Raw genomic sequence first — 13,228 nt, forward strand, 5'->3', positions numbered from 1 at the left:
TCACGACATGCAATGGCACGCCCAGTTCGCCTGGCTCGGCGACGAGGTCGCCGCCGACGTGCTCATCGAGACCGGCGGCGAGCGGATCACCGCGGTCGCCCGCGGGGTCCCGGCGCCGCCGTCGGCGCGGCACCTGCCCGGCCTCACCCTGCCCGGCCTGGCCAACGCGCACTCCCACGCCTTCCACCGCGCGCTGCGGGGCCGCGTGCAGGTCCGGCGGGGCACCTTCTGGACGTGGCGCGAGCAGATGTACAAGGTCGCCGACCGGCTCGACCCGGAGTCCTACCGGGCGCTCGCCACGGCCGTGTACGCCGAGATGGCCCTCGCCGGGATCAGCTGCGTCGGCGAGTTCCACTACCTGCACCACCGACCCGGCGGCGACCCCTACGACGAGCCGAACGCGATGGGCGAGGCGCTGATCGCGGCCGCCGCCGACGCGGGCGTCCGGATCACCCTGCTGGACGCCTGCTACCTCACCGGCGGCATCGGCGCCCCCCTGGAGGGCCCGCAGCTGCGCTTCGGCGACGGCACCGCGGGGAACTGGGCGCGCCGCGCCGGTGCCCTGCACGAGTGGGCGGGGAAGGACGGCCGCTCGCACGCCCGCGTCGGCGCCGCGATCCACTCCGTGCGGGCGGTGCCGCGCGAGCAACTGCGCGCCGTCGCGTCCTGGGCCGATGAGCGCGGGGCCCCGCTGCACGTCCACCTGTCGGAGCAGCCCGCCGAGAACGAGGCGTGCCTGGAGGCCCACGGCATGACCCCGACCCGGCTCCTCGCCGACGCGGGCGCGCTCGGCCAGCGCACCACCGCCGTGCACGCCACGCACCTGACCGAAGCCGACATCGGCCTGCTCGGCGGGACGATGACCGGCGTGTGCATGTGCCCGACGACCGAGCGGGACCTGGCCGACGGCATCGGCCCCGCCCGCGACCTGGCGGGCGCCGGGGCCCCGATCTGCCTCGGCTCCGACCAGCACGCCGTGATCGACCTGTTCGAGGAGGCCCGCGCCGTCGAGCTGGACGAGCGGCTGGCCACCCGCGTCCGCGGCCACTGGACGGCCGGCGAGCTGCTCGCCGCGGCGACCTGGAACGGCCACCAGTCGCTCGGCTGGCCGGAGGCGGGACGGCTGGAGCCCGGCGCGTACGCCGACCTCACCACCGTCGCGCTGGACTCGGTGCGGACGGCCGGCGCCGCCCCCGGCCATCTGGCCGAGGCCGCGGTGTTCGCCGCGTCCGCCGCCGACGTCCGGCACGTCGTCGTGTCCGGCCGCCAGATCGTCCAGGACGGCCGTCACCTGCTGGTGGACGACGTCCCCGCCGCACTGCGCACCGCCGTCGAGGCCGTCACCCGCGAGGAGTCCACCGCGTGAGCACCGTCATCACCGACATCGGGGAGCTCGTCACCAACGAGCCGGGCACCGGGGAGGGCCCGCTCGGCGTCCTGCGCGACGCCGCGCTGGTCATCGAGGACGGGAAGGTCGCCTGGACCGGGCCGTCCTCGGCCGCCCCCGCCGCCGACGAGGCGGTCGACGCGGGCGGCCGGGCCGTCCTGCCCGGCTTCGTCGACTCGCACGCGCACCTGGTCTTCGCCGGTGAGCGCGCCGAGGAGTTCGCCGCCCGGATGAGCGGACGCCCCTACGCCGCGGGCGGCATCCGCACCACCGTCGCGCGCACCCGTGCCGCCTCCGACGACGACCTGCGCGCCAACCTGCGGCGCCTCGTCGGGGAGATGGCGCGGCAGGGCATCACGACGGTCGAGTGCAAGTCCGGCTACGGCCTGACGGTCGAGCAGGAGGAGCGGGCCGTCCGCATCGCCGCGGAGGTCGCCGACGAGGTCACCTACCTGGGCGCCCACGTCGTCCCGCCGGAGTACGCCGGCGACGCCCCCGGCTACGCGCGCCTCGCCTCCACGGAGATGCTCGCCGCGTGCGCGCCGCACGCCCGCTGGGTGGACGTCTTCTGTGAGGAGGGGGCGTTCGGTGAGGACCACGCCCGCGAGATCCTCCAGGCGGGGGTCAAGGCGGGTCTCGCCCCGCGCCTGCACGCCAACCAGCTCACGCAGGGGCCCGGTGTCCGGCTGGCCGTGGAGCTGGACGCCGCGTCCGCCGACCACTGCACCTTCCTGAGCGACGCCGACGTGGACGCCCTCGCGTCGTCCCAGACCGTCGCGACGCTCCTGCCGGGGGTCGAGTTCTCCACCCGGCAGCCCTATCCCGATGCCCGCCGCCTCTTGGACGCCGGCGCCACCGTCGCGCTCGCCACCGACTGCAACCCCGGCTCCTGCTACAGCTCCAGCATGGCGTTCTGCGTCGCGGTCGCCGTCCGTGACATGCGCATGACCCCGGACGAGGCGGTCTGGGCGGCCACGGCCGGCGGTGCCCGCGCCCTGCGCCGCACCGACGTCGGCCGGCTGGGTCCCGGCGCCCGCGCCGACGTTCACATGCTGGACGCGCCGTCCCATATTCACCTCGCCTACCGGCCCGGCGTCCCGCAGACCGCGGCCGTCTGGAAGGCGGGCGCTCAGGTGCCGGCGAGGTAGCGGCGGTTGACCCTGATCAGGGGTTTCTCGCGGTGGGCCGCGTAGTCCGCCGCGAGGACCTCGGCGACGAACAGGGTGTGGTCGCCCGCCTCGACCACCTGGCGGGTCTCGCATTCGAGCGCCGTCACGCCGCGGTCGGGGATCAGCGCGTCCGAGCGGGCGCCCCGGTGGTGCGGCTCCCCGCCCAGCAGGATGCGTGCCCCCGGGCGCCCCGCGGCGGCGAACCGGCCCGCGAGGGCGCGCTGGCCCGCGCTGAGCACGGTCGCCGCCCAGCGCTCCCGGCGGCCCAGCACCTCGGCGAGGTAGGACGCCGACGCGACGCCCGCCAGCACCATCGGCGGCTCCAGCGACACCGACGTGAACGACGTCACGGTGGTACCGAGGTCGTCGCGGCCGTCGCGGACGGTCAGCACCACCACGCCCGTGGCGAACCCCGCGACCGCGTCGGCGAACTCGCCGGTCAGCGGATCTCCCAGGAACCGGGCAGGGTGAGCGGGCCCGCGGCGGGCAGGCCGAGGCGCGCGGCGAGCCCGCCGAGCGAGCCCCAGCCGTCGAAGCGGGCGCTCGCGGCGGTGCGGTCCTCGCTGGAGTCCGGCGGGCGGAGCCGCTCCAGCGGCGAGGTGTGCGGGTAGCCGCGGACGGGCGCGTCGGCGGGTAGCCCCGCCCGCTTCCGGGCGAGGTCCAGCGCCAGGTCCAGGCCGCCCAGCTCGTCCACGAGGCCGTGCTCCCTGGCGTCGGCGCCGGTCCACACCCGGCCGCGGGCCAACTCGTGGACGCGCTCGCGGGTCAGCTCGCGGCCCTGCGCGACCTTCGCGGTGAAGTCGTCGTAGATCCGGTCCAGGGAGGCGTTGATCCGCTCCCACTCGGAGTCGCTGAACTCCTTGGTGGCGCTGAACATGCGGGCGTGGTCGCCGTCGGCGACCGTGCCGAGGCCGACGCCGACCCGGTCGAGCAGGCCGGTCACCACGGCCTTGCCGACGACCACGCCGATCGAGCCGGTGATCGTGCCGGGCTGCGCGACGATCGCGTCGGCGGCCATCGCGACGTAGTAGCCGCCCGACGCGGCGACGTCGCCCATCGACACGATCACGGGCTTGCCCGCCCGGCGGGCGAGCACGACCTCCCGCCAGATCGCGTCGGAGGCGACGGCGGAGCCGCCGGGGCTGTTGACCCGGAAGACGATGGCCTTGACCCGCTCGTCCCGGGTGGCGGCGCGCAGGGCGGCGCCGACGGTGTCCGAGCCCATCGCCGGGCCGGAGTTCGGCAGCGGCCCGCCGCGCCCGCTGCGGCCGAGCCGGATCGGCCCGTGCCCGTTGATCAGCGCGACGACGTCCTGCCGGCCGGGCTGCGGAAGCCGCCGGGTGAGGCCGCCGGTCCGGTTGTAGCGGGCGACGTAGCGCAGCTGCGCCTGCGCGCCGTACTCGGCGCGCAGGTCGGCGTAGACCTCGTCGCGGTAGCCGAGCCGGTCGACCAGGCCCGCTTCGAGCGCCTCGCCGGCCAGCAGCGGGCCGCGGTCGGTGAGCTCGCGGACCCGCTCCTCGGGCAGCCCGCGGGACGCGGCGATGCCCGCGGTGATCTGGGCGCCGAGCGAGGTGACGAGACGCCGCGACGACTCCTCGTGCTCGGGCGTGTAGGTCCGCTCCATGAAGGTGTTCGCCATCGTCTTGTACTCGTGCCGCTTGGCGAACAGCGGCCGCACGCCCGCCTTCTCCAGCGCGCCCGCGAAGAACGGCTCCTCCAGCGCGACGCCGGTCAGCCCCACCTCGCCGGTCGGCTGGAGGTACACCTTGTCGAAGCCGGTGGCCAGATAGAACGGGACGGTGCCCCGGCCGCCCTCGCCGAACGTCTCGGCCCAGGCGACGGTGAGCTTGCCCGCCTCCCGCAGCGCCTGCACGGCCTCCCGCAGCTCCTGGGCGAGCGCGAGGCCGATCCCGCCGGTGACCTTCACGACGAGGGCGCGGACCCGGCTGTCGGAGCGGGCGCGGCGCAGCCCGTCCAGGACGTCCCGCAGGTTCGTCCGGCGCATCGACATGATCGCCGAGATGGGGTCCGCGGGCGCGGTCTCCACGATGCCCTCGGTGAGGTCGAGCTCCAGGATCAGCGGAGCCGTCCGCCGGTCCCGGGCCTGCTTGATGACATTGACGACTGTGCCGGGCTCCACCATGGGCCCAGCCTATGCGCTGGTGCCCCGGCGTCCCGTCAGCACCGTCCCACCGGCGGCCGTGCCCGTCCCCGCGTGGGCGTCAGCCCGCGCGGCGCAGGGTTCCGGTGGTCGTTCCGACCCCCGGCGACTCGTACGCCAGGCCGTTCGCGACCCGCTTCAGGGTCATCGTGCCGCCGATGCAGAAGCCGGCCGAGCCGTTGCTGCTCTTGGCGGTCTCCTGGAACGTCACCGTCGTGGCGGACGCGCTGGTGACCTTGAGGGTGTCGTGGCAGTCCCAGGACTCGTAGTCGGAGGTTCCGTCCGCGCGGCCCGCGGTCAGCCTGATCGTCACGGTGGTGGTGGCGTCCCCGGTGGTGATGCCGCCGGTCTGGGTCAGCGTGCCCTTCCAGGTTCCGGCGAACGCGGCGGGCACCGTCCCGCCGGTTCCCGCCCCCGTCTCGGTGGCCCCGCCCGTCGCCGGGGTGGACGAGGCGGCGGGCGGCGTGCTGCTCGCCGGGGTCCCCCTCGTCCCGGTGTTCCGCTCCGCCTTCCCTTCGCCGCGTCCGAGCAGCAGGACGGCGCCGCCCGCACAGGCCAGCAGGACCAGGACGGCGGCGCCGCCCGCGACGAGCCCGCCCCGGGAGCGTCGCCGCCCGCCGGGACGCGTCGTCTCCGCGGGCGCGCCCGTCATGGGCTGACCCGGCGGTGGGACGGGCGCGAAGGCGGGAGCGGGACCGGTGGTGGCGGGGGCGGGAGGGGCGGAGAGCACTCCGGCGGGGCCGGTCGCTGAGGGGTCGACCAGCCTGACCATCAGGTCGCGGGCCGCCGGGCGCCGCGCGGGATCCTTGGCCAGGCATTCCAGGAGCAGCGGGAGCAGGGACGGCGGCACCCCGTCCAGGTCGGGCTCGCCGTGGGCGATGCGGTGCAGGGTCGCCGGGAGGCTCGTGGCGCGGCCGAACGGCGGGCGGCCGGTCGCGGCGTAGACGATGGTGCCCGCCCACGCGAACACGTCCGACCGGTCCGTCGGGGGATGCCCCTCCAGCCATTCGGGCGCGAAGTAGGCGGGCGTGCCGACGAGCTGGGTGTGGGTCTCGGCGTCGATGGCGCGGGCGATCCCGAAGTCGACGACCCGGGGGCCGTCCGGGCCGAGCAGCACGTTGGCGGGCTTGAGGTCGCGGTGCACGATCCCGGCGCCGTGGATGGCGGCGAGCGCGCTGGCGGTGTTCACCGCGAGCCGCTCCAGATCGCCGCCGCGCAGCGGACCCCGCTCCTGGACGCGCTGCTGGAGCGACGGGCCGTCCACGTACTCGCTCACCACGTAGGGCAGCTCGCCCTCCGCCGAGGAGTCCAGGACGGCCGCCGTGCAGAACGCGGCGACCTGCCGGGCCGCCCGCATCTCCCGCGCGAAGCGCGCGCGGGCCGCGGCGTCGGTGGTCTTCAGCATCTTGACCGCGACGCGTTCCCCGGACGGCCCCTCACCCAGGTAGACGACGCCTTGACCGCCTTCGCCGAGGCGCGCGGTCAGCCGGTAGCCGCCGACGCCGCGCGGATCATCGTGGTGCAGGGGAAGGGCGGGCATCGGCGCTCCTCGGGCATGGTCCATCGGCGTCGCCCACGACGACGCCTCCACGGTACTGGGACCGTCCAGCGGATATCGTCGGGTCATGGGAGACGGAGACGGGGACGGCTGGGCCGGGTGCGGGCAGGGGCACACGCACTGGGGCCGGTTCGGGGCCGCCGGTCTGCTGGCCTACCATCGCGACGCCGGAGGCCAGGTGTGGGTGCTGCTGCAGCAGCGCGCCTGGTGGGGGCTCGGCGGCGGGACGTGGGGCATGTTCGGCGGCGCGCTCCACAGCCACGAGGACGCCGTCATGGGCGCGCTCCGGGAGACCGCCGAGGAGTGCACGCTCGACACCGCCACGGTGAACGTCCACGGCGTCAGTGTCGAGGATCACGGCGGCTGGTCGTTCACGTCCGTGACGGGCACGGTGCCCGAGCGCGCCGACGTGCGACCCGCGTCCAGGGAGACGCGCAAGGCCGAGTGGGTGCGGGCCGAGGAGGTCGAGGACCGCAAGCTCTTCGCGCCGTTCGCCGGATCGTGGCCCCGCCTGCGAGACGGGATGAAGAAGCTCGTGCTCGTCGTGGACGCGGCCAACGTGGTCGGCGCGCGCGCGGACGGCTGGTGGAAGGACCGCGCGGGTGCCAACGCCCGCCTCCGTGACGAGCTGACGGCGCTGAACGGCGGGGTCAAGGGCGTCCCCGGCGGGCTCGTCCCGTTCGACCGCTGCTTTCCCGAGATCGTGCTGGTCGTCGAGGGCGCGGCGCGGACGGTCGCCGGCGAGCCCGCGGACGGGGTGCGCGTCGAGGCGGCCCAGGGCAGCGGCGACGACCACATCGTGGACCTGCTCGGGCGTCCGGGCCCCGGCTCGGTGCACCTCGTCGTGACCGCCGACCGCGAGCTGCGCGCCCGCTGCGAGTCCGCCGGAGCCGCCGTCACCGGCCCGCGCTGGCTCCTCGACCGGCTCCCGCCGCGCTGACCCCCGGCCGTCCCGTCCAGGTCATGCCGCTCGGGTCGTGCCGTTCGGGTCGCCATGGGGCCGGGCGGTCTCAGGCTGTGATGGCGTCTTGGAGCGCCCAGGTCGCCTGTTCAAGGCGTTCATGCCGCCCGGCCGTGCGTTTCGGGTCGTGCCCTTCAGGCCATGTCGTTCGGGTCGCCGTGGGCTGTGTGGTCTCAGTCGGTGACGCGGTGACCCGCGTCCTTGAGCGCCCCGGTCGCCTCGTCCAGCCGGAGTTCGGGGACGAGGACCAGGTCGGCGTGGTAGGTGGACGCGACGAAGACGGGGATCCCCGCGCGCGCGAGCGGGCCGACGACGGCGGCCAGCATGCCCGGCTGGTCCAGGCCGTGCGCGGCGTCGCCGTAGAAGCCGGCCCACCGCTCCGCCCCGGAGAACGGCGACGCCTCCCGGACGACGGTCAGGCCCTCGGGCGCCCGGACCAGCGCGACCCACTCGTCGTCCTCGGGGAACGTCGCACCGGGCAGGTGCTCCACCATGAAACGGCCGGGAACGACATGCAGGTTCTGCTCGGCGGTCATGGCCGCAACCTTAGTGCCCGCCGTGGCGGGCCCGGCGGCCGGTTCAGGGGGCGTGGGGCGTTTCCGGGACGAGCCAGATGGCGCCGAGGGGCGGGACGCGCAGGGCGGCGGAAGCGGGGAGCCCGTGCCACGGCTGGGCGGTCGCCTCGACGCGGCCGAGGTTGCCGACCCCGCTGCCGCCGTACTCGTAGGCGTCGGTGTTGAGGATCTCGCGCCAGCCGCCCTTCCACGGCAGGCCGATCCTGTAGTCCTCGTGCGGGGAGCCCGCGAAGTTGACCACGCAGGCCACGACCGGGGGCCCGCCTGTCTCGGCGGACCCGTAGCGCAGGTAGGACAGGGTGTTGCCGGCGGCGTCGTTGCCGTCGATCCAGCGGAAGCTCTCGTGGTCGCCGTCACGCGCCCAGAGCGCGGGTTCGTCCTGGTAGGCGCGGTTCAGGTCGCGGACGAGCCGCTGCATCCCGAGGTGATGCGCGCCCTCGGCGGCGTTGTCGAGCAGCCACCAGTCGAGCGGGCGCTGCTCGGCCCACTCGGCGCCCTGGCCGAACTCCTGCCCCATGAACAGCAACTGCTTGCCCGGGTGGGACCACATGTAGGCCAGCAGCGCGCGCAGCCCGGCGAACTGCTGCCAGGTGTCGCCCGGCATCTTGCTCAGCAGCGAGCCCTTCCCGTGGACGACCTCGTCGTGCGACAGCGGCAGGACGTAGTTCTCAGAGAACGCGTACACGAGCGAGAACGTGATCTCGTGGTGGTGGTAGTGCCGGAAGACGGGCTCGTGGCCCATGTACTGGAGCGTGTCGTGCATCCAGCCCATGTTCCATTTGAACCCGAACCCGAGCCCTCCCAGGTGGGTGGGGCGGGAGACGCCGGGCCACGCCGTGGACTCCTCGGCGATCGTCATGACGCCGGGGTTGCGCTTGTAGACCGTCGCGTTCATCTCCTGCAAGAAGGAGATGGCCTCCAGGTTCTCCCGGCCGCCGTAGATGTTGGGCGACCATTCGCCCTCCTTGCGCGAGTAGTCGAGGTACAGCATCGACGCGACCGCGTCCACGCGTAGGCCGTCGACGTGGAACTCCTCCAGCCAGTACGAGGCGTTGGCGACCAGGAAGTTGCGCACCTCGGCGCGTCCGTAGTTGAAGACGAGGGTGCCCCAGTCGGGGTGTTCTCCCCGGGTGGGGTCGTCGTGTTCGTAGAGCGCGGTGCCGTCGAACTGGGCCAGGGCCCATTCGTCCTTCGGGAAGTGGGCGGGCACCCAGTCGACGATGACGCCGATGCCCGCGCGGTGGAGGCTGTCCACCAGGTACCGGAAGTCATCGGGATCCCCGAACCGTGAGGACGGCGCATAGTAGGAGGTCACCTGGTAGCCCCAGGACGGCCCGTACGGGTGCTCGGCGACGGGCAGGAACTCCACGTGGGTGAAGTTCATGTCCTTCGCGTACGCGGTCAGCTCCTCGGCCAGTTCCCGGTAGCCCAGGCCGGAGCGCCACGAGCCGAGGTGGACCTCGTACACGCTCATGGGGCTGTGCAGCCAGTCGCGCTCCTTGCGGCCGTCCATCCAGGCGCCGTCACCCCACTCGTAGGCGGAGGTGAACACGCGGGACGCGGTCGCCGGGGGTTGCTCGGTGGACTGGGCCATGGGGTCGGCCTTCGCGCGCCACACGCCGTCCGCGCCGAGGATCTCGAACTTGTAGCGCATGCCGTCGCTCACGCCGGGGACGAACAGCTCCCAGATCCCGGTGGACCCGAGCGACCGCATCGGGTGGGCGCGGCCGTCCCAGTGGTTGAAGTCGCCGGTCACCCGCACCCCGCGCGCCGTCGGCGCCCACACCGCGAAACCGGTGCCGGTCACCGTGCCGAACGCCGAGGCGTAGCGGTGGACCCGGGCGCCGAGCGCCCGCCACAGCTCCTCGTGGCGCCCCTCGCTGATCAGATGCAGGTCGAGCTCGCCGAGCGTGGGGAGATGGCGGTAGGGGTCGTCCTGGACGCTCTCGGCGCCGTCCGCGTAGGCGACCGCGAGCCGGTAGTCGGGCACGGCCTGCGGGGCGCCCTCGGCGTCGCCGCCCGAGAGCGGGGCGTCCGGCGGCAGCGTCCCGGCGAACACCCCTTCGTGCACGTGCCGGAGCGGATGGCGCGTCCCGTCGGGGAGGACGGCCTCGACCCGCTCGGCGAGCGGACGGAGCGCGCGCACGGTCACCCCTGACCGGCTGGGATGCGCCCCGAGAACGCTGTGCGGGTCATGGTGGTCGCCGCCGACGAGCCGCTCGATCTCCGCGCGCGTCACCCGTGCCATGACGTCATGGCCTCCTCGTCCGATGGTGGTCATCCAGTAGGAGTGCCCTGAGATTTGCGGGTCTCACGCGGTGGGGCGACCTGTTTCCGCGAGGGCGCGGGCGTTTTCCCGTGACGGCGCGGACGGTGCCGGCGGACGCGGGCGCGCGCACGCCGCGCCGCGCTTCGCAGCGCGGACGGAGGCGTCACTGACCAGCGGTGGAGGCGTTACGGGGCCGGTGGGAGCTCGAGCGCGAAGTGCGACCGCACGGAGGGCGCGACTCTTTGTTTGGGGGTCGCGCCGAACGCGCCGACCGTGCGGTCACGTCTACCTGGCCCCAGGGGTGACATCGACCCCATCACCCGGGACTCCACTCCTGTGTCACCTCAGCGCCACAGGTACCTTCCGCACCCGCGCATTCCGGCCTGATCCGGCCCGGCCCGCGGACCGGGCCGCCCGCCGCGCCCCGTCGCCGCGTCAGCACGCGCCGTGCTCCCCGCGCGCCTGGCCGGCCAGCAGCTCGCGGAGCCCCGGCGCGTCGTCGGCGGCCACCGTCATCGCGTATCCCGCCTGGAGTTCGGCGTCGGTGAGGTCGGTGCTGCGGGTCGCGTACCAGCGCCCGGCGTCGCTGCGCCACACCTGCCAGCCCGGGTGCTCGCTCTCGATGGCCGTCTTCAGATCCTCGAAGTCGCCCATCAAGGTCGTCCCTTTCCCGAGGCGGTTCTTCTGTATACAAAAGTCTTACTCGGTCAAAGAGGTGTCAAGCTGTCCGTAAGCGGACCGTCTCCCCGGAGATAGCGCGAGGAAGGTATGGATGAAGGTGAGAGGGGGGTCGCAATCGAACGCCGTGGAGACGGCATCGAACACCGTGTCGACCACGGTGCCGAGGGGTAGGCCGCCAACGCCGGGACCGACGCCGCCAGGTGGGCGCGCCGGGAGGAAGGGGAGGTGACGCCGGTGCCGGACCGTCCCGCCTACCTGCGCATCGCCGACGCGCTTCGAGAGGGGATCCGGGACGGCAGCCTGCCGCAGGGAACGCGGCTGCCGACCATGACGGAGCTGTGCGCGGCCCATGGCGTCTCGGAGATCGTCGTCCGCCAGGCCATGGGGCTGCTGCGCGGGGAGGGGCTCATCGAGACCCGGCGCGGCGGCGGCACCGTCGTGCGGGTCATGCCCCCGGCGCGCCGCGTCGCGATGGAGCGCTACCGCGCGGTGACCAGGCCGCTGGCGGTGCCGGAAACGACGTTCACCCGCGACCAGCGCATCAGCTGGGAGGAGTACCGCCTCGACCGGGAGTTCACCCGGGTGCGCGCCGACGCCGACATCGGCGCCCTGTTCGAACTCCCCACGGGCACCGAGCTGCTGCGCCGCCGGTTCGTCTTCCACGCCCGGGGCGAGCCGCAGCAGATCTCGGTCAACTACCTGCCCTGGGACCTCGTCGGCGAGACCCCGGTGTCGGATCCCGCCCGCGAGCCGTGGCCCGGCGGGACGCTCGCCCAGCTCACCTACCTCGGGCACCCGCCGACGCGGGTGGAGGAGTCGGTCCGCGCCCGCATGCCCACGCCGGACGAGGCGGAGACGCTCCGGATGACCGGCGGCGTGCCCGTCCTCGCCATCACCCGCCGGATGCTGGCGGGCGCCGGCGTCATGGAGGTCTGCCGCGACATCGTGCTCCCCGCCGACCGCGTCATCCTCGACTACTCGATCGACCTCTGACCGGTCCCGCGCGGCGCGGGACCGGTCTCAGCCCGCCAGCCGGGCCAGCGAGCCCAGCGGGACGGGGAGCCAGGCCGGCCGGTTGCGCGCCTCGTACCGGATCTCGTACACGGCCTTGTCGAGCTCGAAGGCGCGGACGAGATCGGCGTGCGCCGCCGGGTCGTGGCCGCCCGCGGCGGCGTAGCCGCGGCAGAACGCGGCGCGGTTGCGCTCGGCCCACGCCCGGGCCCGCAGCTCCAGCGCGGCGGCCGTCTCCGGGTCCGGCGAGCCGTCCCCGGTGATGAGGAAGCGGGCGGCGTACTCGAAGGAGCGGAGCATCCCGGCGACGTCGCGGAGGGGATGGGCGGGGGCGCGGCGCTCGGCGGGGGTGCGGGCGGGTTCGCCCTCGAAGTCGAGCAGGATCCAGCCGTTGTCCGTGCGCAGCACCTGGCCGAGATGGAAGTCGCCGTGGACGCGCTGGAGCGGATGCGGCCCGGCCCCGGCCTCCAGCCCGGCGAACGCGCGGTGGATCGCCGCGGCGTGCGGGCGCAGCTCCGGGACGGCCGCGCCGACCTGGTCGAGCTGCTCGTCCATCCCGCGCGCCAGGGCGCGCAGCTGCGCCGGGGACGCCGTGCCGACGCCGAACGCCCGCGCCAGGTCGCGGTGCACCTCGGCGGTGGCGGTGCCCAGCCGCTCGGCCTCGGCGGCGAAGTCCCCGCCGGCCGCGCCGGCGTCGAGCGTGCCCGTGCCGGTGCCCGTGCTCGTCCCGGAGGCGGCCGGCCCCGGCGGGACGGGCTGGGCGAACCAGTCGCGGACACTGGTCAGCGCGAGGCTCCACCCGTCGGCGGCGCCGCGCAGGAACTCCGACAGCAGCGCGAGCGTGACCGGCTCGGCGCCCGGGGCGCGGGGCTCCAGCTCGATCCAGCCGTGCACCGCGGGCACGTGGGAGCCGCCTTCGCGCGACAGCGCGAGGTTGACCTCCAGATCGGGGTTCACCCCGGGCGGCAGGCGGCGGAAGAGCTTGCACATGTGCGTCCCGCCGAAGTCCAGGGAGGTGTTGCTCTGCTCCGCGGAGATCGGCGCGCCGTCCAGGTCGGTGCGGATGCCGGCCCCGGGCGCGCGGCGGAAGCGCAGCGGCCCCACGGTGGCCTCGGCGGCCATGTGGGCGAGCAGCGGGCGCGTCAGCTCGGGGTCGAACGCGGCGTCGTAGAGGTGGTCGGTCCCGCCGTCCGGCGCGGTCACCGGGCCGATCTCGGCGTGGCGGAGGCGGTCGGGGAGGTGCCGGCGGGTGCCGAGGAGGAGCTGGTAGTGGTCGATGGCGGTGTGCTGGCGGACGTCGAGGACGAGGTGGGTGAGGGCGGGGTCGCCGGTGCGCAGCTCGGTGGCGGTGCCGATGGTGATCTCGTCGATCGGGCCGTCCTTGCCGCCGAACCACCGCTGCCGCGGCAGCCATCCCGCGAGGAGCCGGACGGGTGAGGGACCGGGCGGCTGCATC

11 protein-coding genes are annotated in these 13,228 nt (G+C 74.7%); 4 read left to right on the forward strand and 7 right to left on the reverse strand.

The window, feature by feature from the left end; all coding sequences use genetic code 11:
- Positions 1–7 precede the first annotated feature (7 nt).
- Positions 8–1,366, forward strand: coding sequence for a formimidoylglutamate deiminase (locus E1291_RS04100; RefSeq protein WP_131736181.1), 1,359 nt, complete (start codon positions 8–10; stop codon positions 1,364–1,366).
- Complete coding sequence (hutI, locus tag E1291_RS04105) at positions 1,363–2,535, forward strand: imidazolonepropionase (protein ID WP_131736182.1); 1,173 nt, start codon at positions 1,363–1,365, stop codon at positions 2,533–2,535. The genes E1291_RS04100 and hutI overlap by 4 nt, the downstream gene beginning before the upstream one ends.
- Here hutI and E1291_RS04110 read toward each other — a convergent pair.
- From E1291_RS04110 to E1291_RS04120, 3 genes are all read right to left on the reverse strand, one after another.
- Entirely contained in the window at positions 2,517–2,954 is a 438-nt protein-coding gene (locus tag E1291_RS04110; RefSeq protein ID WP_242613931.1) for a flavin reductase family protein, read from the reverse strand. The two genes, hutI and E1291_RS04110, sit on opposite strands and share 19 nt — an antisense overlap.
- Positions 2,955–2,995: 41 nt before the next feature.
- Positions 2,996–4,699 carry a signal peptide peptidase SppA gene (gene sppA / locus E1291_RS04115; RefSeq protein WP_131736183.1) on the reverse strand — a complete coding sequence of 568 codons (1,704 nt, stop codon included), beginning with the start codon at positions 4,697–4,699 and terminating at the stop codon, positions 2,996–2,998.
- Between the two features lie 79 nt (positions 4,700–4,778).
- Positions 4,779–6,257: a serine/threonine-protein kinase gene (locus tag E1291_RS04120; RefSeq protein ID WP_165494953.1), complete on the reverse strand. Its 1,479-nt coding sequence runs from the start codon at positions 6,255–6,257 to the stop codon at positions 4,779–4,781.
- An 85-nt stretch (positions 6,258–6,342) separates the two neighbouring features.
- Here E1291_RS04120 and E1291_RS04125 point away from each other — a divergent pair, with 85 nt between their 5' ends.
- Positions 6,343–7,215 (forward strand): NUDIX domain-containing protein, encoded by an 873-nt coding sequence (locus E1291_RS04125; RefSeq protein ID WP_131736185.1) that lies wholly within the window; start codon positions 6,343–6,345, stop codon positions 7,213–7,215.
- A 194-nt stretch (positions 7,216–7,409) separates the two neighbouring features.
- On the opposite strand, the gene E1291_RS04130 is transcribed toward E1291_RS04125, so the two are convergent.
- From E1291_RS04130 to E1291_RS04140, 3 genes are all read right to left on the reverse strand, one after another.
- Positions 7,410–7,772, reverse strand: a complete 363-nt coding sequence (locus E1291_RS04130) for an ACT domain-containing protein (protein WP_131736186.1) — start codon at positions 7,770–7,772, stop codon at positions 7,410–7,412.
- A 43-nt stretch (positions 7,773–7,815) separates the two neighbouring features.
- On the reverse strand, positions 7,816–10,059 hold the full coding sequence (gene glgB / locus E1291_RS04135; RefSeq protein ID WP_131736187.1) for a 1,4-alpha-glucan branching protein GlgB: 2,244 nt from the start codon (positions 10,057–10,059) through the stop codon (positions 7,816–7,818).
- 456 nt (positions 10,060–10,515) lie between these two features.
- Positions 10,516–10,734 carry a hypothetical protein gene (locus E1291_RS04140; protein ID WP_131736188.1) on the reverse strand — a complete coding sequence of 73 codons (219 nt, stop codon included), beginning with the start codon at positions 10,732–10,734 and terminating at the stop codon, positions 10,516–10,518.
- Positions 10,735–10,986: 252 nt separating this feature from the next.
- On the opposite strand from E1291_RS04140, the gene E1291_RS04145 reads away from it, so the two are divergent.
- Positions 10,987–11,754: a GntR family transcriptional regulator gene (locus tag E1291_RS04145; protein ID WP_242613932.1), complete on the forward strand. Its 768-nt coding sequence runs from the start codon at positions 10,987–10,989 to the stop codon at positions 11,752–11,754.
- A 27-nt stretch (positions 11,755–11,781) separates the two neighbouring features.
- Here E1291_RS04145 and E1291_RS04150 read toward each other — a convergent pair whose 3' ends face one another.
- Entirely contained in the window at positions 11,782–13,227 is a 1,446-nt protein-coding gene (locus E1291_RS04150) for a maltokinase N-terminal cap-like domain-containing protein (RefSeq protein WP_131736189.1), read from the reverse strand.
- Position 13,228: the final 1 nt, after the last annotated feature.

It is taken from the genome of Actinomadura roseirufa (assembly GCF_900659635.1).
In the GTDB taxonomy this organism is placed as follows: Bacteria; Actinomycetota; Actinomycetes; order Streptosporangiales; family Streptosporangiaceae; genus Spirillospora; species Spirillospora roseirufa.

What these genes read in the sequence shown, in the direction of transcription:
- E1291_RS04150 (WP_131736189.1), bottom strand. Translation starts at nt 13,227, where the DNA reads ATGCAGCCGCCCGGTCCCTCACCCGTCCGGCTCCTCGCGGGATGGCTG.
- E1291_RS04130 (WP_131736186.1), bottom strand. Translation starts at nt 7,772, where the DNA reads ATGACCGCCGAGCAGAACCTGCATGTCGTTCCCGGCCGTTTCATGGTG.
- sppA (WP_131736183.1), bottom strand. Translation starts at nt 4,699, where the DNA reads ATGGTGGAGCCCGGCACAGTCGTCAATGTCATCAAGCAGGCCCGGGAC.
- E1291_RS04120 (WP_165494953.1), bottom strand. Translation starts at nt 6,257, where the DNA reads ATGCCCGCCCTTCCCCTGCACCACGATGATCCGCGCGGCGTCGGCGGC.
- glgB (WP_131736187.1), bottom strand. Translation starts at nt 10,059, where the DNA reads ATGGCACGGGTGACGCGCGCGGAGATCGAGCGGCTCGTCGGCGGCGAC.
- E1291_RS04125 (WP_131736185.1), top strand. Translation starts at nt 6,343, where the DNA reads ATGGGAGACGGAGACGGGGACGGCTGGGCCGGGTGCGGGCAGGGGCAC.
- E1291_RS04100 (WP_131736181.1), top strand. Translation starts at nt 8, where the DNA reads ATGCAATGGCACGCCCAGTTCGCCTGGCTCGGCGACGAGGTCGCCGCC.
- E1291_RS04140 (WP_131736188.1), bottom strand. Translation starts at nt 10,734, where the DNA reads ATGGGCGACTTCGAGGATCTGAAGACGGCCATCGAGAGCGAGCACCCG.